The sequence below is a fragment of the Pontibacter harenae genome (assembly GCF_020907245.1).
GTDB classification, from domain to species: Bacteria; Bacteroidota; Bacteroidia; order Cytophagales; family Hymenobacteraceae; genus Pontibacter; species Pontibacter harenae.
In genome coordinates this window covers 1-24,011 of the sequence record NZ_JAJJWH010000002.1, presented here as the reverse complement: position 1 = coordinate 24,011, position 24,011 = coordinate 1, and the positions used below count along the sequence as shown (strand labels likewise).

At 42.8% G+C, this 24,011-nt stretch carries 18 protein-coding genes; 9 read left to right on the top strand and 9 right to left on the bottom strand.

Annotated features, from left to right (window positions below; all coding sequences use genetic code 11):
- Positions 1-201: 201 nt before the first annotated feature.
- Positions 202-1,173, top strand: coding sequence for a deoxyhypusine synthase family protein (locus tag LN893_RS01430; protein WP_229967564.1), 972 nt, complete (start codon positions 202-204; stop codon positions 1,171-1,173).
- A gap of 173 nt (positions 1,174-1,346) precedes the next feature.
- Positions 1,347-1,937 carry an outer membrane beta-barrel protein gene (locus tag LN893_RS01425; RefSeq protein WP_229967562.1) on the top strand — a complete coding sequence of 197 codons (591 nt, stop codon included), beginning with the start codon at positions 1,347-1,349 and terminating at the stop codon, positions 1,935-1,937.
- Positions 1,938-1,996: 59 nt separating this feature from the next.
- On the opposite strand, the gene LN893_RS01420 is transcribed toward LN893_RS01425, so the two are convergent.
- From LN893_RS01420 to LN893_RS01410, 3 genes are all read right to left on the bottom strand, one after another.
- Entirely contained in the window at positions 1,997-4,591 is a 2,595-nt protein-coding gene (locus LN893_RS01420; RefSeq protein ID WP_229967560.1) for a M1 family metallopeptidase, read from the bottom strand.
- Between the two features lie 178 nt (positions 4,592-4,769).
- Entirely contained in the window at positions 4,770-6,977 is a 2,208-nt protein-coding gene (locus LN893_RS01415) for a catalase (RefSeq protein WP_229967558.1), read from the bottom strand.
- 520 nt (positions 6,978-7,497) lie between these two features.
- Positions 7,498-8,049, bottom strand: coding sequence for a 2'-5' RNA ligase family protein (locus LN893_RS01410; protein WP_229967556.1), 552 nt, complete (start codon positions 8,047-8,049; stop codon positions 7,498-7,500).
- Between the two features lie 401 nt (positions 8,050-8,450).
- Here LN893_RS01410 and LN893_RS01405 point away from each other — a divergent pair, with 401 nt between their 5' ends.
- Positions 8,451-10,388, top strand: coding sequence for an ABC-F family ATP-binding cassette domain-containing protein (locus LN893_RS01405; RefSeq protein ID WP_229967554.1), 1,938 nt, complete (start codon positions 8,451-8,453; stop codon positions 10,386-10,388).
- An 87-nt stretch (positions 10,389-10,475) separates the two neighbouring features.
- Here the strand turns inward: LN893_RS01405 and LN893_RS01400 are convergent, their stop codons facing one another.
- Positions 10,476-11,834, bottom strand: a complete 1,359-nt coding sequence (locus LN893_RS01400) for an ammonium transporter (protein ID WP_229967552.1) — start codon at positions 11,832-11,834, stop codon at positions 10,476-10,478.
- Between the two features lie 352 nt (positions 11,835-12,186).
- Positions 12,187-13,788 (bottom strand): alpha-amylase family glycosyl hydrolase, encoded by a 1,602-nt coding sequence (locus tag LN893_RS01395; protein ID WP_229967550.1) that lies wholly within the window; start codon positions 13,786-13,788, stop codon positions 12,187-12,189.
- Between the two features lie 414 nt (positions 13,789-14,202).
- Here LN893_RS01395 and LN893_RS01390 point away from each other — a divergent pair, with 414 nt between their 5' ends.
- The gene (locus LN893_RS01390; RefSeq protein WP_229967548.1) at positions 14,203-15,270 is read left to right on the top strand and encodes a fatty acid desaturase family protein; all 1,068 of its coding nucleotides are present in this window, start codon (positions 14,203-14,205) and stop codon (positions 15,268-15,270) included.
- A gap of 94 nt (positions 15,271-15,364) precedes the next feature.
- Here the strand turns inward: LN893_RS01390 and LN893_RS01385 are convergent, their stop codons facing one another.
- Positions 15,365-15,850: a DUF4126 family protein gene (locus LN893_RS01385; protein WP_229967545.1), complete on the bottom strand. Its 486-nt coding sequence runs from the start codon at positions 15,848-15,850 to the stop codon at positions 15,365-15,367.
- Between the two features lie 169 nt (positions 15,851-16,019).
- On the opposite strand from LN893_RS01385, the gene LN893_RS01380 reads away from it, so the two are divergent.
- Both LN893_RS01380 and LN893_RS01375 read left to right on the top strand, forming a co-directional pair.
- Entirely contained in the window at positions 16,020-16,295 is a 276-nt protein-coding gene (locus tag LN893_RS01380; RefSeq protein WP_229967544.1) for a hypothetical protein, read from the top strand.
- Positions 16,296-16,491: 196 nt separating this feature from the next.
- A complete protein-coding gene (locus LN893_RS01375) occupies positions 16,492-17,037 on the top strand; it encodes a hypothetical protein (RefSeq protein WP_229967542.1) in 546 nt (181 codons plus the stop codon).
- Positions 17,038-17,123: 86 nt separating this feature from the next.
- Here LN893_RS01375 and LN893_RS01370 read toward each other — a convergent pair whose 3' ends face one another.
- Positions 17,124-17,375 carry a hypothetical protein gene (locus tag LN893_RS01370; RefSeq protein WP_229967540.1) on the bottom strand — a complete coding sequence of 84 codons (252 nt, stop codon included), beginning with the start codon at positions 17,373-17,375 and terminating at the stop codon, positions 17,124-17,126.
- 164 nt (positions 17,376-17,539) lie between these two features.
- On the opposite strand from LN893_RS01370, the gene LN893_RS01365 reads away from it, so the two are divergent.
- From LN893_RS01365 to LN893_RS01355, 3 genes are all read left to right on the top strand, one after another.
- Positions 17,540-18,256: a CPBP family intramembrane glutamic endopeptidase gene (locus tag LN893_RS01365; protein WP_229967538.1), complete on the top strand. Its 717-nt coding sequence runs from the start codon at positions 17,540-17,542 to the stop codon at positions 18,254-18,256.
- 195 nt (positions 18,257-18,451) lie between these two features.
- Positions 18,452-18,889, top strand: a complete 438-nt coding sequence (locus LN893_RS01360) for a nucleoside deaminase (protein WP_229967536.1) — start codon at positions 18,452-18,454, stop codon at positions 18,887-18,889.
- A 54-nt stretch (positions 18,890-18,943) separates the two neighbouring features.
- A complete protein-coding gene (locus tag LN893_RS01355; protein ID WP_229967534.1) occupies positions 18,944-19,381 on the top strand; it encodes an acyl-CoA thioesterase in 438 nt (145 codons plus the stop codon).
- Positions 19,382-19,423: 42 nt separating this feature from the next.
- On the opposite strand, the gene LN893_RS01350 is transcribed toward LN893_RS01355, so the two are convergent.
- Both LN893_RS01350 and LN893_RS01345 read right to left on the bottom strand, forming a co-directional pair.
- The gene (locus LN893_RS01350) at positions 19,424-20,515 is read right to left on the bottom strand and encodes a COX15/CtaA family protein (RefSeq protein WP_229967532.1); all 1,092 of its coding nucleotides are present in this window, start codon (positions 20,513-20,515) and stop codon (positions 19,424-19,426) included.
- A gap of 180 nt (positions 20,516-20,695) precedes the next feature.
- A complete protein-coding gene (locus tag LN893_RS01345; RefSeq protein ID WP_229967530.1) occupies positions 20,696-23,134 on the bottom strand; it encodes a TonB-dependent receptor domain-containing protein in 2,439 nt (812 codons plus the stop codon).
- Positions 23,135-24,011 lie beyond the last annotated feature (877 nt).

Genomic DNA, 24,011 nt, shown 5'->3' with positions numbered 1-24,011 from the left:
ATATTTTTTGTAGTGGTGGAATTTTATGGCCCCATACTTGTTATGTACTCGAATGAAAAGGATGATATTCTGTCATTAGGAATTCGCCAGGCCTTTCTGGTTTGAACTGCTGCAGTTTATGCTCCGTAAAGTATAAATCATAATAATTCATAACTTGCGGACTCAAGCTGTCCTATTGGGGCAGGCTTTAAACCAATGAAAATGGAAGTAACAAATTTTTTAAAGAAACACTACAAACACTTTAACGCGGCCTCTTTAATTGATGCTGCCGAAGGATACAAAACGCACCTTAACGAAGGTGGTAAAATGCTGGTTACATTGGCAGGCGCCATGTCTACAGCTGAATTAGGTATTATTCTGGCCGAGATGATTCGTCAGGATAAAGTGCATGCTATTTCTTGTACTGGTGCCAACCTGGAAGAGGATATCTTCAACCTGGTTGCCCACGATTTTTATGAGCGTGTACCGCATTACCGCGAGCTTTCTGCTGCTGATGAAGAAGCTTTATTAAGCCGTCACTTAAACCGTGTAACAGATACTTGCATACCAGAAGAAGAGGCGATGCGCCGTTTGGAGCACGTGGTGTTGAAGTACTGGGAGAAAGCAGATAAAGCAGGAGAGGCTTATTTCCCGCACGAGTTCTTCTACCAAATGCTATTATCTGGTGATTTGGAGCAGTATTACCAAATCGACCCAAAGAACAGCTGGATGTTAGAAGCAGCCAAGAAAAACCTGCCGATCATTTGCCCAGGATGGGAAGACTCAACCCTTGGTAATATTTATGCAGGTCACGTTATCAGCGGTGATATTAAGAATGTGCATACCATGAAAACTGGTATACAGTATATGATGCAACTAGCTGATTGGTATACTGAAACTGCTAGAGAAGAATCTAAAATCGGTTTCTTCCAGATTGGCGGTGGTATAGCAGGTGACTTCCCAATTTGCGTGGTACCAATGCTTCACCAGGATTTGCAGCGCACAGGCGTTCCGCTTTGGGGCTACTTTGCACAGATCTCTGACTCTACTACTAGCTACGGCTCTTATTCTGGCGCTGTGCCAAATGAGAAGATTACTTGGGGTAAGTTAGGAAAAGACACTCCAAAATACATGATCGAATCAGATGCTACAATTGTAGCGCCTTTGATCTTCGCGATTGTACTAGATATGTAGGTTCTAGCTACTAAAAGTTAGATTCTGTACTATAAAGCAAAAAGCAGCAGTTGGTTTTCCAGCTGCTGCTTTTTTATGGCTCATAAATTCTAAATAAGTATATGCTGATAAAGTTTCTGCTTAAGAATTGAGTTAAAATTCTGAAATAACAGTATAAACTATAAAAAATATACATGAAAAGAATCTTCATCATACTTATCGCTTTACTTACATATGTAGGAGCGCAGGCGCAAACCGATAATCTTCGTTTGGGCGCTAAAATAGGACTTAATATGGCAAATTTGAGTAATGATGCCACTGTCTCGGAATCTGATGCGGCTGTAGGAACCGAATTTGGTGTATACGGCAGAATTGGAGATTTTTTTTATGTACAGCCAGGCCTTGACTTCGTTACAAATAAAGTAAATCTCATTAGGACTATGCAGCCAGCAACAAGAGACAGAGATGCATTAAGGGTGCGTTATCTGCGTGTGCCAGTTTTATTCGGCATCCAGACTGAAGCAAATAACAGCTTTTTGTCAGGTATGCGCTATATGGCTGGGCCATCTTTCGCTTATGCATTAGGTGTAGCAGACAATACAATCGGTATACGAAGGGACGATATTACGAAAGCACAGTTTGCACTAAATGCTGGTATTGGCATAAACTTGTGGATATTAGAAGCGGATCTAATGTATAGTCATGGTTTTACTGAAGTGATGAATAACAACAATTCAGGTGGCAAGTACCGTAATCTTTCAATTACAGTTGGCGCCTCTTTTTAATATATCAAAGCTGTCTTAAAATACAGAAGCCAGCTATAGAATAATTATAGGTTGAGAAGTTAATTTTGCTTCTCGAGCAGTTCTTCTGCTCTAAAAACATCGTCTGCTGCCTGTAAAATCTTCCCTTTCAGTTTTGGGTTGTAGCTTGGGTGCTGCTCTAAAAATGTTCTTACAGTTTCTGCGGCACCTGGGCTGCGGTAAGAGCTGAAGGTGGCCATTAGCCAGTTGGTAGGGAAAAAGATATCGCCAGTTAATTGTATCTCTTCCAGCAGTTCTAAGCTTTGTTGCAAGTATTTTTCAGAGGTTTCAGCGCGAAGCGGATGGTGCAGGTAACTTAGGGCCGCTGCCACCCATGCCTCTTTTTCCCTGTTCTCCTGCTTGCTAAGTGAGGCAAAGAAGGCATCACGTACCGCTACATCAGCAGAAAGAGCTGGCATGATAAACTGCAGGCGTTTCTGGCGGTCAGGATTTTTAATGCGTGCTAGTTGTTTTACCAGAATGTCGCTTTTATAGTCTCGAACTGCCATGGCTAAGGCCAGAGAAGTATAGTCATCCTCAGAAAGTTTAACGCCATCAGGAGCCTGTTGTGACTCCCATATCTGGTATAGTTTGTCCTGTGCTTTTTGGCTGAGGGCTACGTTCTGGTAAGCCTTGAAGAGCAGTTTCTTTTCGTTAGCAGCTTCTCTTCTCTGCACAGCTTGCCACAGCTTTTCTTCAACAAATGTTGTGATAGAGTCTCTAGAAGCTGTCGGAATAAATTTCCAGTATACTTCATTCAATTGTCCTGTCAGCAGTTTCAGGTTTAGCTCCTCTGGCTCCCTTGCTAGTTCGGTTAAGGAGTTCAGCAACAAGATATCAGGCGAGATGTCTTTTTGGTTCAGCATACTTTCGTATAGGTTGATGTAAGCTGAAGCTCGCATTACAGGATCTTTCAATGTGTATACCAAAGCTAAACCTTCCTGGCTAATTGGAAACTGGCCATAGCCTTGCCCCGAGGAGTTGAAAAGCACGAACAGCGGCTTTTCTTTACCAACAGCCTCTGCAACAACCTCCTGCTTTTCATCCATGTTTACAGTTAGCTCCTCTACACGATCTTTGTATACCAAGGCAATTTCGAACAACTGAGGCCAGAGGCGATCAGAACCATCTTCAGCTTGTTGGGTTATGGTGAAGTTTGATAATTTACCGTCTTCTGTTTTTAGTTCATAGTTAAATGTTGGACGACCTGGTTCATTTACCCATACTTTGTTCCATGCCTGCAGGTCCTTTTCCGTTCTTTTGTCCAGTATCTCAATTAGGTTTGGCCAGGTGGCATTGCCGAAAGCATAAGTTTTAAGGTACTCTTGCAGCCCTGCTCTAAAAGCGCCTTCTCCCATCAGCCTTTCCAGTTGGCGCATCATAATGGGTGCTTTATGGTAGATGATGCTGCCGTAAAGCGTTCCCGCATCCTGTAAATTGTCCAGTGGCTGACGGATTGGATTGGCACCTGCCGTGCGGTCAACACCATAGGCCGCTGGAAAATGGTCGATCAGGAACTTGAGATCGTTGTTAGATACTACGCCTGCTGTTTGGGAGGCTTTATCAGCCATGAAGTTGGCAAACACTTCTTTTGTCCACACATCGTTAAACCACTTCATCGTTACCAGGTCACCAAACCACATGTGGGCGGTCTCATGGGCAATCAGGTTCCCACGCGATACTTCCTGGTCTTTGGTAGCGCCCTCATCTAAAAATAGGGAAGAGGCTTTGTATTGTATAGCCCCGACGTGCTCCATGCCGCCGTACTGAAAATCAGGTATGGCTACAAAATCAAACTTCTGGAAAGGGTAGGGTATACCCGTGTAATCCTCCATAAACGACAAGGCATCGGCGTGAAGTTGAAATATCGGCTCCAGGCTATGCGCCAGCTTTTCAGCGTCTGTTTCCCGATGCAGGAAGCGCATGGTTCTGCCATTTAACTGTCTAGTTACAGCTTTGAACTCTCCTGCCGCAAACGAGAAAAGGTAAGTGCTGATAGTATCGGAGTTGGCGTAATGATAGGTTTTGCGCTGACCTGCCAGTACAGAGTCCTGTAATGGCGCGTTGGCAATTGCTATCCAATCCTCTGGAATAGTCAACGATAATTGGTATGTTGCCTTTAGGTTTGGCTGATCGAAGCAGGGGAAAACAGTGCGGGCTCTGTCGGGCACCAGCAAGGTGTAGAGGTAGTTTTCGTTGCGGTTCAATGATAAATCCCCTGCTATAAACTGAATTTTTACCTCATTCTTTCCCTTTCTCAGATGCTGAGGCGAAATAACCAAGTGCTCTTTTGTATGAACGATGGCGACCTCTCTTCCATTTACCCAAACCTTTTGTAAGTGGTCAGGCTGCTCTTTGAAATCGATTTGTAAAGGATCTCTGTTTTCTTGTAAGATGAAGCTGATAGTTTCATTCGCCTGAATCGGTGCCGCTTTCTGCACTGGAATATCAAGATCTATCTTATAAGCTACCTGAGACAGTACTTGTGCCCGATGCTCCGCTAAGGCCTGAGAAACGCCAGTTTCTATGGGAACAGCAGGAGTAGTTGAAACCAGCTTGTTATGACAGGCAGCGAAAGAAACCAGAGAAAGAGTAAATGCACTGGCTTGTAAATAGAGGTTTATCTTTTTGATCATTTTAAGACAACATGTATACAAAGACTAAAGATACATTATTTGCCTGAGCATTAGAAAACCTGTCAACTCATTGGGTGCACAGTAAAAAGTCGGAGCCGCAATGTTGCGGCTCCGACAGTACAATTAATCACAAACAACTTTTTGAAATGGAAAAGCTTTATTAAGTATATGGTACTTCTTAAGCTGGAACCATCATTTTTTCTTCACGGTCCCAGTGGCGATGCTTGGAAATAGCCACGATGAATTGTGCCGTAAACTCACTAGCCTCAGCGTCGCTTCCTGCTGTTACCACACCTTTATTGGATATTACATTACCAGAAGTTTTATCTGCAAACTCAACACCTAAAACTTCGGCTTTTTCAAGAAGTCTGATTCCGCCACCTGAGGTGCCGATGGGTTTGCAGTGCTTAAAAGCTTCGTTTACAAAATGAATAGCATCACCTTCTTTTAAGAGAGCTTCTATACTCTTTTCTCCATCAGGAATATAAATGGCATCGTACATTATGGAGCCTGTTGTAATATGGCTCTTGTCTGTTTCCAGTTCTTCGCCTGTGCTAGATTTGCGCATGCCATGGAACTTAGACACGATTTTGGCACTGGCACCAGCTTTCTCTAGTGCATCCTTTACCTGTTTTACTTCGCAGTAGTCATATCCGTCTTCCAGTAGTATGGCTACTTTTCTTGAAACGGCTGTTTCAATTTTGTTTTTCTCCATACTCACAAACTGCGTTTCCTTTACAGATTTTCCTTTCTTCATTGTTTTAGAAGCCTCGTTGTTTTCATAATTGCCTGTAGACTCCTGATTGAAGTTTTTCGGCACCTCCACACCAATACCTTCAGACACCATCTCGGCTAGTTCCATCGATATTTTAGAGAAGTGGCCTAACATGCGCTGCCGTATTTCCTTCGACATCACTTTGCCTAGTTCAAAATGAGCGGCTTTCACAATGTGTTTCTTTTCTGGCTCTGTCATGGAGTTCCAGAACAACGTAGCCTGGCTATAGTGGTCGTTAAAGCTTTCGCTGCGGGCACGTATCTTTCTGCCATCAACTTTCTCCATATAATGCACATAGCCGCCCATGTTTTCTGGGGCCATCATAGGGCAGCCTCCGCCAAGGGTATTTGGCCAATAATTTACCTTACCCTTATTAATGGTGTGGCGCATAAACCCAGCTCCTTGATTATTATGTGTTCTAGCAAGAGGGCTGTTTATTGGTAACTCCCCAAAGTTTGCACTATGGAAGCGGTTTAACTGTGTATCGATGTAGGAGAAAAGGCGACCTTGTAGCAGAGGGTCATTTGTAACATCAATACCTGGTACAAAGTTGCCAGGGTGGAAGGCCACTTGTTCTGTTTCTGCAAAGAAATTTTCTGGATTGCGGTTTAGTACCATCTTACCTATTGGTCTTAATGGCACCAGTTCTTCGGGTATTAGCTTCGTAGCGTCTAGCAGATCAAAGTCAAACTTAAACTCATCTTCCTCTTCTACAATTTGTACGCTAAGTTCATATTCAGGATAATGGCCCATCTCAACGGCTTCCCAAAGGTCGCGTCGCAACCAGTCAGCATCTTTACCTGCCAGTTTCTGAGCTTCATCCCACACAAGCGAGTGTGCACCAAGCTTAGAGCGCCAATGGAATTTAACAAAACGCGCTTTGCCAGCTTCATTTATCAAACGGAAGGTATGCACGCCAAAGCCATCCATCATCCGAAAGCTTCTTGGTATAGCACGATCAGACAGCACCCACATAATCATGTGCATGGACTCTGGCATAAGGGAAGCAAAATCCCAGAAAGTATCGTGTGCAGCAGATGCCTGTGGAATTTCGTTATCAGGATCTGGCTTTATAGCATGCACCAGGTCTGCAAATTTATTTGCATCCTGTATAAAGAATGGAGGCATATTGTTTCCCACTAAATCATAGTTACCTTGCTCGGTATAGAACTTCGTAGCAAATCCTCTCACATCTCGTACCGTGTCGGCCGAACCTCTGGAACCCACTACTGTGGAGAAGCGCACAAACACGGGGGTTTTAGTGTTGGGGTCTGTCAGGAATTTAGCTTTTGTAAATTCCTTCAATGTATCGTCGTAGGGTTGGAAATAACCATGTGCTCCAGAACCTCTAGCATGCACTATTCTTTCTGGGATAGACTCATGATCGAAGTGAGTCATTTTTTCACGGAAGTGGAAGTCCTCCATCAGCAAAGGGCCTCTCGATCCTGCCTTCAGTGAATCCTCAGTATGACTAACGCGAACACCCTGGTCCGTTGTCATATACTGGTCTTTTGCGTCAGCTCTGTACTGCTCTAGTTGCTCGTTTTTGCTGTTCTCGTTTACATTTACAGATGACTTCTCACCTTTTCCTTTCATTTCTTCGTTGTCCATAGTTTGTAGATAATGCTTTGGTATAGTATGTATAGTTTAGCTTAAAAAAATGATGCCTTTTTATAAAATGCAGAAGAACAGTAAGATATATAGGGGGTATCTTCCTAGGAAGGTTACGGAGCAAATTTTAGAAAAGTTTGATTTAATCTCTAAAAAATAAAATTAAACCAATATTCAAATTGTATCTACTATAGGTTTATGTGCTGTTTCTTCTTAAAATAGAATATAGGTTAGGACTAATAAAGGAAGCGGAACTTGTAGATGAGTAGATTGGGTTCCCTCAGATTTGTAAAGTTTTTGATAGGAGCCAATAAATGCACCTTCATTTTTTATGAAACAAATCGGAATTTCTGTACTGGAAAGTGAAATAAAAAAGAGGAGGAAGAATTATGCTGTGTTGAAGCCTGTAAAACACTAGAAAAGCAAATTCTTGCAGCTAAGAAAAAAAATTTGGCTACAAAACTATGGGTAAGGTTACGTAGACCTTTTGCTGCGTTGAAGTTTCGCTCTAAACAAATTCTTAGCTGATCAGCTCAGCTCTACCGAATTTAAAATGCTCTTCTTTTAGGTAATAATCACCGCATTTCTGCAGCAGCGTAAGGTTATCGAGTTTAATCTCCCAATTAAAGTTGTACTGTCCTAAAAAGGTTAGAATTGGTCCCAGCACTTCTGGCGAAGTATCGCCAAGGGCCAGTGTAATATGTGGTAGCCACAAATTAGGGTTATAATATACGCCCATTTCACTACTCATTTCGGCAATGTCGCGGTGCAAGCGGGCATGCAGTTGGTTAAGCTGGGCTGTTCGTAGTACAGGAATAAAAATCACAGGAGTCTCGCCAGGGAAGATACCCAAACCTGTAGTGCGTATGGAGAAGGGAGCTGTTTCGAAACAGACCTGGTCCAGATAGGTCTTCATCTCTTCAATATCTGGTACCTCTGCCATCATCAGGGTTAGGTGTGGGTAAGGCGTAATTTTAACCCCCTTCAAGCCGAAGTTTGTCTCTAACTGGTTGATAAGTTCTAAAACTCGATCAGAATGCACCCGATCTAATAGCGATGTAATTGCAATCATGAAACGTTTAGTTTTAGCCAATAAACAGATTGGCCCCTTTTCGTTGAGTTTTCAGCATGAAAAGCTCTGGCATTAGCTGTATAATCTTTATCTATCAAATCGGGTAAAGCACAAATCAAATTTACTGAAAGAAGGCTTCTCCCAAAGCTGACACACAAAACTATGAAACGTGGCGGCAGGCATAATGTTTAGTAGGGGCAAATACTCTACAACTAAATATAATCAATTTCTCCAGTATTAGTTTGTTTTCAAGCTTGCTTCATGCTTAGCGTTTGACTATTTAAGTTGCTTATACATCGTTTAAAATATATGAGTGTGAGCTTACATAAGCTATATCTGTAGCCATCTCCTGTCTTTGCGCAAAAAATTAAGTAAATTGCAGCTTATAGTTACCAGAGCACATGATTTCTATCAATAACCTGAATTTCCATTTTGGCAGCCGCCCGATGTACGAGGATGCCAACCTTCATATAAAACCTAAAGATAAAATTGGTTTAATTGGCTTAAACGGCACAGGTAAATCTACGCTGCTGCGCATTATTGTAGGAGAATATACTCCTGATAGTGGTAGTATACAAATGAGTAAGGAAACCACTATTGGGTTTCTGAACCAGGATTTGCTGAGTTACGAAACGCATGAAAGTATACTTTCGGTAGCCATGCAAGCCTTTGAAGAGGCACTAATTCTGCAACAGGAGATAGAGAAGGTTCTGGTAGAGTTTGAAACTGATTATCGGGATGAGTTGGTTGACAAACTGGCGGGACTGCAGGAGCGTTTTGAAGCACTTGGAGGTTACTCCATGCAAGCAAGTGCCGAAGCCATTTTGGAAGGTCTGGGCTTTACGACAGAGGAGTTGCAACAGCCGTTAGCCTCTTTTTCTGGTGGATGGCGCATGCGCGTGATGTTGGCAAAAATTCTACTGCAAAAGCCTTCGCTACTCTTGCTCGATGAGCCTACTAACCACTTGGACTTACCTTCTATCAAATGGCTAGAGACATATTTGGAGCGATTTGAAGGTGCTGTAGTGGTGGTATCGCACGACCGTGAGTTTCTTGATAAAACCACCAATATAACGGTAGAGGTAGCCAACGCTAAACTGAATGTGTATGCAGGCAACTATAGTTTTTATATAGAAGAGAAAGCACTTCGAAATGAAATTCAAAAAGGAGCTTACGAAAACCAGCAGGCCCATATAAAGCAAACAGAACGCTTCATAGAACGATTTAAAGCGAAGGCGACCAAGGCAAAGCAAGCCCAAAGCCGTATGAAGCAACTGGAGCGCATGGATCGTATTGAGGACGTAGCTCCTGATGCAGCTAAGGTGAATTTTAGCTTTAAATTCAGCACCCAGCCAGGTCGTCATATATTTCGATTGGAGCACATGAGTAAGAGCTACGGCAATAAGCTCATTTTTAGAGACACCAACGTGCATGTGGAGCGAGGCGATAAAATAGCTCTAGTCGGTGGTAACGGTAAAGGTAAATCTACACTATTAAGAATTATTGCGGGTACCGAGCCAATCAAAGGGAAGCGTGAACTGGGCCACAACGTGATCATGTCGTTTTATGCACAGCACCAGTTGGAGTCGCTTTCAGTAGACAACGAGATACTACAGGAACTACAGCAGGCAGGTTCTGGCAAGTCGGAGGTAGAACTGCGAACCTTACTTGGTTCTTTCCTTTTTACAGGCGAAACTGTTTTCAAGAAGATCAAGGTGCTGTCGGGAGGTGAAAAGTCGCGGGTGGCGCTGGCGAAAACGCTTATATCAGAAGCCAACTTCCTGATGCTCGATGAACCTACCAACCACTTGGACATGCAGTCGGTTAACATACTGATTCAGGCGCTGGAGCAGTATGAAGGTACCTTTATCGTGATTTCGCACGACCGCTACTTTGTAGAGAATGTGGCAACCAAAATATGGTACATCGAGGATTATCAGCTGAAGGAATATCCTGGTACTTACCACGAGTATGAAGCTTTCCAGGAGAAACGAGAGAAAGAGGCTAAAAAAGAAGCAGTCAACGCGCCTGCTGCAAAGCAGGAAGAGGTTAAACCAAAGCAGCAACGAGATACTTCTGAATATAACGCGCTGAACAACCAGTTGAAGCAGGCGAACAAGAAGCTAAATGAGGTTGAGAAAGCTATACAAAGACTGGAACAGGAGTTAGCAGCCTACGAGACTCAAATTGCTGATCCGAAAGTTTATAGTAATGTAAATCTGCTACAGGAAACCTCGCTTAAATTTCAGACTGTTCAGAAAGAACTGAATGCAAAACAGGAGAAGTGGGAAGAGCTTATGCTAGAGGTTGAGGATTTAGAAGGAAAATTGGCTGATTAAGTTTCAGCAACTCGTACAAGTAAAAAGCGCCTCAGGAGATTATTCCTGAGGCGCTTTTTTTGTATAGTCTAAGATGAACAGCTGTGGTTAATAGGCTACAGCATGCTCTGGTTTCTTTATCTCTTCATAAGACATAGTTTCGTCGTGCTGGCTCAAATCCAGTCCTTCTACTTCTTCAGCAGGTGTTACACGCAGTGGAGTGATCAGATCTGTTATTTTAAGTAGGAGCAGCGAACCGAAGAAGGCAAAGATAGAAACCCCAACTAATGCAATTAGGTGCACCAGGAATAAAGTGGTTTCTCCAAAAATTAAACCATTGCCTGTTTCGTTGCCACCATTGATGGCTTGGTTTGCAAACACGCCTGTTAAAAGCATACCTACCATACCACCTACACCATGGCAAGGGAAAACATCCAGTGTGTCATCTATTATATTTGTTCTGGTACGCCAGTCAACTACCAAGTTACTGATGATAGAAGCAATGACACCGATAGCGATAGAGTGAGGAATGGTAACAAAACCAGCAGCAGGTGTTATAGCAACCAAGCCTACCACAGCACCAATACAAGTACCCATCGCAGATGGCTTACGGCCTTTTACTGCATCGAAAAATACCCAGGCAATAGCAGCTGATGCCGAAGCTGTTGTAGTTGTAGCAAGTGCTATCGCAGCTAATGAGTTTGCGCCCATAGCAGACCCTGCATTAAAGCCGAACCAGCCAAACCAAAGTAAACCTGTTCCTAATAATACATATGAGATGTGTGCAGGTGCATGATTCGTATCGTTACGCTTTTTCATGTACAAAGCAGAGGCCAAAGCAGCCCAGCCAGCCGACATGTGTACAACAGTACCTCCTGCAAAATCTAATACACCGTAGTTAAACAAAAGGCCGTCGGGGTGCCAGGTGGCGTGTGCCAGTGGCGTATAAATGAAAACGATAAATAAACCGATAAAGAGAACATATGATATGAACCGAATACGTTCAGCAAATGCTCCGGTGATAAGGGCAGGTGTTATGATGGCAAACTTTAGCTGAAACATAGCGAACAGCACTAGGGGGATAGTTGGAGCGGCCACCCATGGAGCACCATCAATCACGCCATTCATCATAAAGAAGGTTCTTGGGTCACCAAAAATACCTCCTATAGAATCTCCGAAGGCAAGGCTGAAACCAAATACCACCCAGATAACCGTTACAACAGCCATACAGATAAAACTCTGTAGCATAGTAGACAGAACATTCTTTTTGTTCACCATGCCGCCGTAGAAAAAAGCCAGGCCTGGTGTCATGATTAATACTAACGCGGCGGCAGTCAGCATCCAGGCAGTGTCTGCCCCGTTAATCTCTCCATTTTCTGTCGTGCTAGGTACAGAGGGTAAAAAAAACGTAGCCACTACTATGGCCATCAGCAGGAGAAAAGGAATTTTAGATAGATTTTTAGTCATATAAAAGGTGAGTTAAGAGCTTGAATAGCGAAATTTAACACACCTTTTCATTATTATCAAAAAACAGAATCAGAAATTATAAAAATAGTAGTAAAAATTCACTTCTTGTGAAAAGTACACATTCATAAAGTTCTTTGTTAGGTATACAGCTTATGCTGAAGCTAAGGAAGCAGGAAATATGTTATAAACGGCCTTACTCTAAACCAGCCGTGGGAAGTATCTATTGACTGAGCATTGCTTGTAAATATACAAGCTCAGGCAAAGCTAAAGGAGCCCACATGATAAAGAGACAATTCACATTGCCTTATACTCAGCTATAAACATTTTTAATTTTATCAATCCTTTCTCATGATTAAGCATCCAGCTGAACGATCAATCCTTCATCGCCAGCGAGTGCAATGGTTTTGTCTAGTGTGCTTCCTTCTTGCTCTGGATCTGTTGCTAAAACGACTGTTCCTTTGTAGTGATGATGCTCAGGTGCAAACTTGCAAGGCTTGTGGCTAAGGTTTAGTATTACCAGGAACTGCGTTTGCTCATGCTTTCGGATATAGCTGATGATGCTGCTATTGGTAAAGACTGGTTCGAAAGCGCCTACATGCAAAGCTGGTTCCTGCTGACGCAGCTCGATTAAACGCTTGTAATAGCTGAGCATGGAATATTCATCGTCTTTTTGCTTCGCTACATTTACACGCTTATAGTTTTTGGCTAGGCGCAGCCAAGGTTTACCTTCGGTGAAACCAGCATTCTCACTATCGTTCCACTGCATGGGAGTGCGGGCAGGATCGCGGCTAAGGTCCAGGTCGGGCATATTAAGCCCTTGCGGGTCTTGCACCTCATCCTGCGGAATTGGTACATCGCGCATGCCTAATTCGTCGCCATAGTACATGGTTGGCGTGCCTCTGAGCGTAAGTAGCAGCATGGCAGCTATTTTCGCCTGTTCGTTGCCCACCCTGCTGGTAATGCGGGGCTGGTCGTGGTTTCCGATTACCCAGTTAGGCCAACCACCCTCTGGTAAAGCTCCCTCATATTCATTTATCACAGAAGCTATTTTGGTAGCGTTCCAGTCAATGTTTATCAGCACAAAGTTGAAAGGCAGGTGCGCGCCGTCCAGCTCATTTCCATAATAGGTTACAAGGCGGTGGATAGGCAGGTAAATCTCGCCAATTAGCAGCCGCTCGTCATACTGATTTAGCAGGTTACGCATCATTTTAACGATATCATGAACCTCAGGCTGGTCGGTAGAATAGGAGGCCAGTTGCTGTTCGTAAGTAGACATGCTAGGCTTGTAGTCTGGGTTGGGCGGGTTGTCCCTAAACTTATCATCCTTAATGATGTGGTAAATAACGTCAACCCTAAAACCATCTACTCCCTTCTCAAGCCAAAATCGCATTACACCCATCATGGCTTCCTGCACCTCAGGGTTTCGCCAGTTCAGGTCGGGCTGCTCTTTCAGAAAAGCATGGTAGTAGTACTGCTGCGTATGCTCGTCCCATTCCCAGCCGCTACCGCCAAAAACACTGAGCCAGTTGTTCGGCTCACCCCCATCTTCAGCAGCATCTTTCCATATATACCAATCTCTTTTAGGGTTGTCGCGCGAGGATTTTGACTCCAGAAACCACGGATGTTCGTTAGAAGAGTGATTAGGTACCAGGTCCAGAATCAGCTTCATGCCCCGCTTATGGATTTCCTGTAACAGTTCATCAAAGTCTTCCATAGTGCCGAAAAGCGGATGTATGCCGCAATAGTCTGAAACATCGTATCCGAAGTCGGCCATTGGAGAAGGGTATATAGGCGATAGCCACACAGCCTTTATACCGAGCCACTGCAGATAATCTAAACGGCTTATAATACCTTTCAAATCACCTACACCGTCGCCAGTACTATCCTGAAATGAGCGCGGGTAAATTTGATATATAACTTCTTTTTGCCACCAGAGATACTGTTGTTCCATCATTCAATTTGTGGTTAATACTATTTCGGGAAAACAGTTTTATGTACGGAGGAAGACTACTATAGATATATTACCTTCTTAGAATGGATGAAAGCACTGGTTAAAACCTGTATTTAGGTGCTTTTAATGATACAAAAAACATTTGTTTATAAGAAAAGTGTAAAGCGTTTTTGGTACCTGATTTTGTTTAATCAAAGCAATGATATACATGAGATTAGCTCGTTGTCTAGCAAACTAAGGCTTCTAAGCGTTAGGGGCTGTTATTTAGCGACATGTACTGAAGAAAAAATTTCACTGTTTTATTAGCTATTTTAATAACGAGATAGGTATTTATTACGTTAACTTTGCTATATCTGCTGAATAAATCCCTGTGGCATAGTTTTGGCAGTACTAACAGTTCATACCTAATATTTTTGCATGGCTGCACCAAAATTCTCTGTACAGCAACAGTCATTTCACGCTGAACTTAAAAAACGCATCAACCTTTATTTTGAGGAGGCGCAAATTCCTACCACTGGTAACTATAAATTATACACCAAAGCAATTGTGTTGTCGCTAAGCTTGATTGGTATATATGTGCATTTGGTATTTTTTACGCCCGTAGGGTGGCTTGCTTTGCTGGAATGCATTGTGCTGGGAGGTTTAACTTCAGCCATAGGTTTTAACATTATGCACGATGGTTCGCACGGCAGCTTTAGTAAGTTTAAAAAGATAAATGAACTGGCTGGCTTATCGCTAAATGTACTTGGAGCCAATGTGTTTATGTGGAACACAAAGCACAACGTGATCCATCATGCCTATACCAACGTCGATGGCATTGACGATGATATTGATGCAGGACCTATGTTGCGACTTTGCGAAAGCCAAAAACGTCTGTTTTTTCACCGCTACCAACATCTGTATTTTTGGTTAGCTTACTCCATGCTGTTCTTTTATTGGGTGTTCTTCTCTGATTATCAGAAATACTTTACGAAAAGAGTAGGAGCGCTACCGCTTAAAAAAATGCAGCGGAATGATCATATTTCGTTCTGGGGATTTAAGGCTTTGCATGCAGGGTTCTTCGTAGTACTACCTATATTCATGGTTGGTTTTCTGCCTTGGCTGTTAGGTTTTTTGCTCTACGGCTTTTTTGCAGGGTTCGTCATGAGTATTGTTTTTCAGTTGGCGCATACAGTAGAGGTAACAAGCTTTCCAGTTCCTTTAATCGACACGAACAGATTAGAAGACGAGTGGGCGATTCACCAACTTAAAACGACAGCGAATTTCGCTACAAATAACAAATTAATTACTTGGTTGGCAGGCGGTTTGAACTTTCAAATTGAGCACCACCTTTTCCCAAAAATATCGCATATACATTATCCAGCCATAAGCAAGATTATAAAGCAAGCTTGTGCTGATTATGGCGTTACCTATAACGAATTTCCCAAAATGCGTTTAGCTGTAGCCTCGCATGTGGCTCATTTAAGGCATCTGGCTAGAGCATAGAGAGAAACCTTGTTCAACATAAAAGCCGCTACAGTTTTGCTGTAGCGGCTTTTATAGTTTTTACCATTTTGGGTTTATCGGGAGAGGAAGGTTTTTAGCTGAATTTAGTCACAACTATACCACTACCAATCGTAATTGCATCTTCTACTGCACCAGACAAAACATTTGGCAGCTTTACATTTCTGTTTAAAAACCTGCGCAGGTAAAAGCTTCCGTATGTTGCTGCTATGGCGGCTAGGCCACCTAATACAGCACCTGTAACCGCACGATCCTGATTTGCTATAAACACGGCTGCACCTACTGCACTACCTGCTGCGGTTCGAAACAGGATGGGGGCTAAGGTAATTCTATCAGGAACATCAGGAAGTTTGTCTCCTGCCATTTCAGAAGCAGCCAAAAGTTTAAGCCCCGTAGCAACGGGTCCTTTTTGTAAATATTTAAGCGGGCTGTTCTGCAATCCACCAGCTGGAGCCAAGCTTAGCTGATGACTTAGAATAGCGGGTGCTGTCAAAGATCGCATACCTGCCACTGCGCCTAATCCAAGCGCCTTCCATTGATAATTTTTTATATTTGTTTTCATAGTATACTTGTTTAGCTATACCTGTATACGTTAAAAGTTTCCTTTGTTCTGTAGGTATACCTGGCATAGAAAGAAACCTTATTTTAAAGTGAAGCATCATAATACGCAGTAGGTCACGTATAAGCACCAGGATAATATTTTGAAATTAAGAAATAAAAGACTCTGACACATGAGCACTTCCTATAAACCAATTGATACTACTTTTCATGAAGAACTAAAGGCCTTGGCAGCCAAACGAGCCGCAGCACGTATCCAGTTCTTCAGCGACATAAACGAGTTTTTTACCAGACATGCTACTTTAAAAGAGCTGGTAACAAAAGAAGAGGAGGAGTATTTGGTGCTTACCACAGGCGAAGAAATAAGGCTGGACAGAATTGCCAGAATTGATGATAAGCCTGCGCCAGGTTATGATGAAGTGTACTTTAAATGTGATATAGGCAAATAGTTGCGCTATATGTATTTCCTTCTGAATATAAAATCTAAAACCTGCTTTAGTGTCTGCCAACTTTTATGAATAGCGTTAAGAGATTCTTAGGTTTAACCTGAGGAAGGAGAACCACAAGCTAAGGGACTGCCGTATAAGATTGAATATGTATAACATATAGCAGCGGCAACTAACACTGCTTCATCCAAAATAAGCTATGAAAAACGACAAAGTACAGCAGGCATTGGCTACAGTAGGAGATGCCATCGGGAAAGGTATACTGGCAGGACTAGTGGGCACGGCAGCCATTACAATTTCACAGATGATCGAGATGCAGCTTACGAAGCGACAGCAAAGTTCATCTCCAGCAACGGTAGCTGGGCAGGTACTAGGAGTTGTACCAAGCGATAAAGAGGAAGCTTCAGAATTGAAGGGCGAACCTGTTGCGCCTGACAAAACAAACAAAGAAGTAAAAGAGGAGCATACTGCTCGCTTTACGCAAATGATACACTGGCAGTACGGCACTTCATGGGGTATGCCCCGCGGATTACTTTCCGTTGCTGGCGTTACGGGATGCCCTGCCACAGCAATACATTTTGCAGCCGTATGGGGTGCTGCTCAGGTTATACTACCTGCGGCCAATGCTTCAGAGCCTATAACTAACTGGACACCTAAGCAAATAGCGACGGATGTATTCCATCACAGCGTTTATGCCATTGCGGCGGGTTTATTCTATGACTACATAAATAAACCTCATGACTAAACAGTTCGCAGTAAATTCTGCTGTTTACGAAGAAGAACTTTGCTGCGAGCTATACAGCAGAAGTTGTAGACTATTCTTCAAAATGGTTAATCTTTAGCGGCGGAAATCGCCCTCAGCAGACTGTCGTCGTTCAGTTCTTCCAGCCAGTTTTTTGGCAGCTTTAGCCTGATGCTTTGCGCGCCACCATCTGGTGTGCAAACTACAGGTACTTTGCCATCCGTATCTTCAGTTAATTTCTCAGCCTGATCTTTTGTTTTCTCACCTCCTAAACCACCACTATAGGCCTGCACACAAACCCAAGTTGTAGCATTTTCGTCTGTTACTTCACGTTGCTTCATTTGTCTAAACATTTTTCAGTTCCTTCTCATACTGTTATAGGTTGTATTAAGATATGCTTATTTTGGAAAGAGATTTAACTAGGGGATGAAAGAGTAGGAGTAAACTGAATTTTTGTTTTACTTAAAGGGTACTAGCTGCTGCCACAATATCATTCATAGCACCCATGATTGGAAACTTCCTACTACTGCTCGCTTCCTGGCTTTTGCTTCGGCTGGAGAAGAAGAACCTGCGTGTCCTAGGGCTTTCTCCTACAGTAGAAAGAGGTTTTGAGATTTTACTAGGTTTCTTAGTGACGGCTTTCTTGGCAATATTACTAGCACTGCTGCTTGCCTTTGTCGCGCAATTTGTGTGGTTGCCAAATGAAAGTATGCTTAATTCCATTGTCTTTCGTGACTTGTTCAACAGCTTCCAAACTGTCTTCTACGAAGAGCTTTTGTTTAGAGGCTACTTGCTTTATAAAGCCATCACACTTCTAGGGGATAGAAAAGCAAACATGCTCAGTGCGGTTGCCTTTGGTATGTATCACTGGTTTAGCTTTGGTGTGTTCGGCAATCCTTTACTGATGCTATGGGTGTTGTTTTACATGGGGCTGTGGGGACTGATGCTTGCCTATGCCTACTCCAGAACGGGTTCTCTGGCTTTACCGATTGGTTTGCACTGGGGTTGGTATTTTATACAGCACCATGTCTTTAACGAGCAGGGCAGTGGCTTTTTTACAGCTGTTACCAACATTCACACCATGTACCTGAGCAACCTTGAAAGCATGCTTTACCTAAGGCTTCCAATCATTGCTTTCAGTGTCATTCTGGTTGTTTTTCTAGCTAAATTGAAACCTAAAGTGGGTAAAGTAAGCAAGATAAAATCAAAGGTTTCTCGGTAACCTGATAAGCTATAGATGATGGCTTTTTATAAACCACAGAAATAATTTGTTAAACTAGGGCTTCATTTTCAGGTAATTGAGGCTTTTGCGATACAGAATGTCTATATATGTATCTTGAACCTGTACCTTCTCTGCTTAGAAATCTGTATATTATCTTCTAGACCTAAACTTCAAGCTTTTAAAGAAAAAACAGATATGGATGAATTTATGCAAGTTGCCATAGAGGAGGCAAGAAAAGGTTACGAAGAAGGAGGGATTCCGATTGGATCGGTGCTGGTTCACAAGGGCAAAATAATTGGCAGAGGCCATAACAAGCGTGTGCAGGAAGGAAGCGTAGTGCTGCACGGTGAAATGGATGCCTTGGAAAATGCGGGACGCCAGCCAGCCTCAGTGTACCAGGAATGCACGATGTACACGACTCTTTCTCCCTGCCCGATGTGCTCTGGAACTATGCTGCTTTATGGAATACCGAGAGTTGTAATTGGTGAAAATAAAACATTTTTGGGTGAGGAGGAACTGCTGAAATCAAGAGGTGTAGATGTGCAGGTGGTGGACAGCGAAGAGTGCTATAACCTGATGCAGCAGTTTATAAAGGAAAAGCCAAGCCTGTGGAATGAGGATATAGGTGTTTAATGCAAATATGCTTCAAAATCCTAAAAGTTAAATTAGATAACATAAATAAACACTATGAACAACACTTATGAAGGCAAGGTGATGTGGTCGCACTTGGATGCGAACATGCACCTTCGTCATTCTGCCTATGCCGACTTTGCCGCTCAAGCGCGTATTGCTGTACTGGATAGCTTGGGGCTTGATTTTAAAGTTTTCCAGAAACTGCAGATCGGACCAATCCTGTTTCGGGAGGAGTTGGTATATCTGCGCGAAGTAGGAATTAACGATAACATAAAAGTGACGCTGGAGCTAACCAAAAGCAGGCCTGATGGTTCCCGCTGGTCTATCAGGCACGAAATTTACAGAGGTGATGGCGTAAAGGCCGCTGTTGTAAACGTTGACGGTGCCTGGATAGACATTGTAAAAAGAAAGCTGGCACAATTACCTGAAGATCTAGCTGAGAAGTTTTCGCACTTGACAAAGAGCAAAGACTACGAAGAGCTCTCGGCCTAAATAAATCGGCAGTTGCTTTCTTGAAAGCAACTGCCGATTTGATTACCTTATTGCCACCTGCCTCTCCTGTTGATTATGGAATGCAGAGAGTGGATCAGGTGTTTTTTGTACATTCTTATTTCGTAGGCTATGCGTTGCCAACACAGCTACTGAGAAAAGCACAAACGCCACCACCTGGTGTAGCACTCCTAAAGCCAGAGGAACCGCCAGCATTAAGGTTGTGATACCCAATGCAACCTGCAAGAGCGTGGTAAGCAGCAACAGCGTGATCAGGTTTTGGCTATAGTAGTTAAGATTACCACGCCTCGAAACCCGCCATAAATGCACGATAGCTGCAAAGGCTACAATAGCTATCCAGCGGTGCAAAAACTGCACAACGGTGCCATGAGACCATAGGCTTGTCCAGCTAAGGTAAGGCCACAGTTGCGAAGGGAAAATTTCGCCATTCATAAGTGGATAGGTGTTGTAGTAGAAACCAGCTTTCAGGCCAGCCACAAAAGCTCCTAGTATAATCTGCAGCAGGAGCAGAGCCAGCACTAGCTTCGAAAGCATTTGTAGTTTTGGAGTTGAGCCGTTTTGCTTAGGCCTTAGCTGCACCACGTCTGCCACTGTCCAAAGGATGGTGGAGATAAGCGCAAGTGCCAAGCACAGGTGCGCAGCTAGTCTGTAGTGGCTCACATGCGGCATATCTACCAGGCCGCTTTTTACCATAAGCCAACCCATCAGCCCTTGGGTTGCCCCTAGCAGCAGTATAAACAGGAGCCTTTTAAACAACCACGGCGCAATTCTTCTTTTAGCCAGAAAGTACAGGAATGGCAGTATAAATACCACACCGATGGCTCTCCCTAGAAGCCGATGCAGGTATTCCCACCAAAAAATCTGTTTGAATCCAGAAAGAGTCATGGTGGTATTGAGCTTCTGGTATTCAGGAAACTGTTGGTATTTCTGAAACGTAATCAGCCATTCAGCTTCGGAAAGCGGAGGCAGGGTTCCAGAAATAACGTTCCATTCCACTATTGAAAGGCCTGAACCCGTCAGCCTTGTTATTCCACCAATAACCACCATTGCCAGGATGAGCAGCACACTGCTGAGCAGCCACAGCACTATGGGTTTATCTAAATTCTTATGTTGCATAAAACTAAACTCTATAACCTTACAAAGTACGGCTACAAGCATTTGGTTCCAGATGATGAACCTTCTTTTACATACTGACATTTGTCATTTGTCAGAACAGATATTAGCTCCTGATTTATACAAAGAAGCCCCTGCTACACGCTGTAGCAAGGGCTTCTTTGTATTTTAAATTTAAAGTTTTTAATTACCTGTACGGTCTAGCTCTTCGAGGTTAACATTCCGTTTTTTGGTTGTAAACTCTTTGCCTTTGCTGAATCTGTAGCGCAGATTCAGCCTTACGCCTTGTGCTCCTTGGTATTGGTTTATAGAGTTTACATTTCCGTCAAGTACAGTCTCTACAAATAACAAACGGCTTCTGAATATATCGGTGAAATTGAGCGTCAGGTCCAGCTTGTCGTTCATGAAAGACTTTTTAAAACCTGCATCAACCCACCACTGGTCACCCACAGTATACAAGCCGTAAACCGTAGGACTTTGATAGCCAGCATTCACTTCCATTTTGATACCGTGTGGGAGTTGGATGTTCTGATTAGATTGTGCTACAACTGCAAACTGTTCATTTAGTACAGGTTGATCATCTATAACTTTTGTGAACTTCTGGTAATAAGAAGTAACCGTATTATTCATCTGCCATTTGTCTGAAATGCTTACTGGTGCTACCAAAGTGGCGCTGGCATTTATCATTTCGTCAACGTTTTGCTGCTGAAACACCGTTGTATTGTCCTCGCTGTTGTAGGTGGGCACCTCGGCCATAAAGCCTTTTGTAACAGCATAGCCCAATACCAGATTATAACTTTGCTTTATAGTCTGAGTCACTTCAAAATTGTTTGTGTACTGTGGCCTCAGGTAAGGGTTGCCCTGTGACCAAGTATAGGGGTCGAGGAAAAAGATAAACGGGTTCAGGGACTCGTAGTAAGGACGGTTAATCCTTCGGCTATACTTATAGCTGAGCTGGTAGTTATCGCTTACTTTTTGCTGTAGAAAGAAAGTAGGGAAAAGGTCCAGGTAACTTCTTTTGGTTTCTTGGTTAAGGGTAACCGATCTTCCTCTAGATTCAGTTTGTTCTGCTCGCAAACCAGCTTTCAGGCTCCAGTTTTCCCCGAATTTGGTTGAGAAGCTGGTATAGGCGGCATAAATATTTTCTTTGTAAATAAAGTGGTTGCTTCTTGTAGGGTCCAGTACATCTATACCGTCCGACGATTTGTAGAAGCGTAGTTCATTATCAGAGACAACATAGCTGGCTTTTAAACCTACTTCAAGTTTACTCTTTTTGCCTACGGCAGTGGTAAAATCGGTTTTAGCAGCATAAATGCTGTATCTGTTTGGGTTGTTGCTTTTGAGCAGCATACGCTGAGTAGGAGCGTTGTTACCAAGGCTATCTATAGTATTCAGAAAATTATAGTGTTCTTTGCTGTTTACCTGGGCATAATCCAGATCGGCAGATAGTGTGGTTCCAACTGTATCTAGCTTACCAGTGTAGTGCAGATTAAAGGTGCCATTTGTAGTAGCACTTTCTGATGCGTTGTTGGCATCTATGTATAAATCGTTGGCTGCGTTGCCATCTCTTAAGTAAGAGTCTGTTAAAAAGAAATTGTTATAGTCGGTATAGCTAAGCCTTGCCACAGCACCTATGCTATGTTTATCGTTTATATCATAGTCTGTTCCAAGGCGCAGGCTCGGAGTATAACGCTCAACTTCTTCATAGCTTTCCTGTTCGAGGTAGACTTTCCCGTTATCAACGTTTAAGATTCTGTCCATCGTCATGTCGCGGTAGTTCATCCGTTTGGCCATGTCCAAGTTGCCAAATGAATTCCACTTGCCTTTCTTGTGGCTAATGTCGGCTCCTGCATTGTAAGAACTTAACTTGTTATATTGGTAACCAGCATAAGCACTGCCATTCATGCCAAACAAGGTGTTCTTCTTCAGGTTGATGTTAATGATGCCAGATGCTCCCTCCGCATCATACTTGGAAGAAGGATTCGTGATGATCTCCAGGTCTTTCAGGTTTTCAGCGGACATGCCTTGCAGCAGGTTCTGAAGGTCCTTACCTGATAGGTAGGATGGCCTTCCGTTAATCATAACTTGCACACCTGCTTTACCATTTAGCTGAATATTCCCATCCTGGTCTACCCAAACGCCAGGCGATTTGGCCAGCACTTCGAAGGCTGTGCTACCAGAGGCTAGCGCAGTGCCTTCCACGCTCACCACCATTTTATCGGCTTCGTTTACAATGGTAGGGCGCATTGTCTGCACAGTCACTTCTTTTAGTGTTTTCACGTCTGGCATTAGCATGAGTTTGCCAAAGTCTTTCTTAAAGGAAAGATCATCTACTACAAAAGCCTCTGTTTGCGTAGGTAAATAGCCGAGACCTGTTAGGCTGAGCAGGTAGTTACCTTTTGGCAGTGCTTTTAACTCAAACTTGCCGTCTATGTCTGCTATAGTGCCTGTTACCACATTTTTAGTACTGGCATCTAACACAGCAATGTTGGCAAAGCCCACGCCCTGGGCTTTATCGTCTACTATGATACCTGTTAGCATAGGATCTGACTGCGCAGAAGCAGCTTGCATGGAAACAGATAGGAAAATTATGCTGAGGAGGAAATGGTATAGGTTTTTCATGGTTTTATTTTGTGAATGAGTGGTAGAATTAGGCATCGGATTTATTTTCATGGTTTTACTGTGTAGGCTAATGCGTTGCTTATATATGTAAGTCTAAAAAATTTAAGTGCTGTTAAACATATCTGCCTGACTTTTACCATTATGATGCTTTCTGGTGGGGGATGGTTGCTCGGCCTTTTCTGACATTAGATGAACTGGAGTTTAAAACCAACCAATCCAGAGATATAATCGACAAACTATTAAAAATTTTTGCCGACTATGGGGTTTTGCTACAAGCACAGATGAAGCTTCGGGAATAGCCTTATTCATATGAAAATCTTAATTCTCTTTTGAAGAAAGGGAGAGAATTATTTAGGATGTAAAAAGCGAATCAGAGTCCTCACTCTAAACACAGCGTGTATGTAGTAGCTGCTCAGTACGTGGATTAGTGTTTTAACATATTATTTTAAAAGATAAGTACAATTTAAATGAGTCAATAAAAATTCTGTTCAAAATTTTTCTTTCAAAAATTTCATATTGTAGGATTACTTAAAAAAGTAATTCTGTAAAAATTTGTTGGTATAAGAACTAGTCGTTGCCAATCCTTACATGTCCAAAAAGCAACAGATGAAAGAAACAATATTACATCAAGTGCTAAGCACCTAGTTCTCTGAAATGATGTTCTAAAAAAAGTTGCTAGCTAAGCAATTAGGTGTGTTGAGGTATTACTAAATGGTTTTATCTAAAAAAATAATTTTTTTGCAACCTAATAGATGTTGATCCGTAAGGCAGAATATGCAAGGTGTTATGGTGAGCGTTTGGTGCAATTAATAATAGAGTAGAAGGGGGAGTAACGCGCAATGCCGTCAACTTAAGGTTCTTAGTTCGTATAAACCTA

Bases quoted from the DNA above. Each gene is read 5' to 3' on its own strand.
- LN893_RS01430 (WP_229967564.1), top strand. From the start codon at position 202: ATGGAAGTAACAAATTTTTTAAAGAAACACTACAAACACTTTAACGCG.
- LN893_RS01425 (WP_229967562.1), top strand. From the start codon at position 1,347: ATGAAAAGAATCTTCATCATACTTATCGCTTTACTTACATATGTAGGA.
- LN893_RS01420 (WP_229967560.1), bottom strand. From the start codon at position 4,591: ATGATCAAAAAGATAAACCTCTATTTACAAGCCAGTGCATTTACTCTT.
- LN893_RS01415 (WP_229967558.1), bottom strand. From the start codon at position 6,977: ATGGACAACGAAGAAATGAAAGGAAAAGGTGAGAAGTCATCTGTAAAT.
- LN893_RS01410 (WP_229967556.1), bottom strand. From the start codon at position 8,049: ATGATTGCAATTACATCGCTATTAGATCGGGTGCATTCTGATCGAGTT.
- LN893_RS01405 (WP_229967554.1), top strand. From the start codon at position 8,451: ATGATTTCTATCAATAACCTGAATTTCCATTTTGGCAGCCGCCCGATG.
- LN893_RS01400 (WP_229967552.1), bottom strand. From the start codon at position 11,834: ATGACTAAAAATCTATCTAAAATTCCTTTTCTCCTGCTGATGGCCATA.
- LN893_RS01395 (WP_229967550.1), bottom strand. From the start codon at position 13,788: ATGATGGAACAACAGTATCTCTGGTGGCAAAAAGAAGTTATATATCAA.
- LN893_RS01390 (WP_229967548.1), top strand. From the start codon at position 14,203: ATGGCTGCACCAAAATTCTCTGTACAGCAACAGTCATTTCACGCTGAA.
- LN893_RS01385 (WP_229967545.1), bottom strand. From the start codon at position 15,850: ATGAAAACAAATATAAAAAATTATCAATGGAAGGCGCTTGGATTAGGC.
- LN893_RS01380 (WP_229967544.1), top strand. From the start codon at position 16,020: ATGAGCACTTCCTATAAACCAATTGATACTACTTTTCATGAAGAACTA.
- LN893_RS01375 (WP_229967542.1), top strand. From the start codon at position 16,492: ATGAAAAACGACAAAGTACAGCAGGCATTGGCTACAGTAGGAGATGCC.
- LN893_RS01370 (WP_229967540.1), bottom strand. From the start codon at position 17,375: ATGAAGCAACGTGAAGTAACAGACGAAAATGCTACAACTTGGGTTTGT.
- LN893_RS01365 (WP_229967538.1), top strand. From the start codon at position 17,540: ATGATTGGAAACTTCCTACTACTGCTCGCTTCCTGGCTTTTGCTTCGG.
- LN893_RS01360 (WP_229967536.1), top strand. From the start codon at position 18,452: ATGGATGAATTTATGCAAGTTGCCATAGAGGAGGCAAGAAAAGGTTAC.
- LN893_RS01355 (WP_229967534.1), top strand. From the start codon at position 18,944: ATGAACAACACTTATGAAGGCAAGGTGATGTGGTCGCACTTGGATGCG.
- LN893_RS01350 (WP_229967532.1), bottom strand. From the start codon at position 20,515: ATGCAACATAAGAATTTAGATAAACCCATAGTGCTGTGGCTGCTCAGC.
- LN893_RS01345 (WP_229967530.1), bottom strand. From the start codon at position 23,134: ATGAAAAACCTATACCATTTCCTCCTCAGCATAATTTTCCTATCTGTT.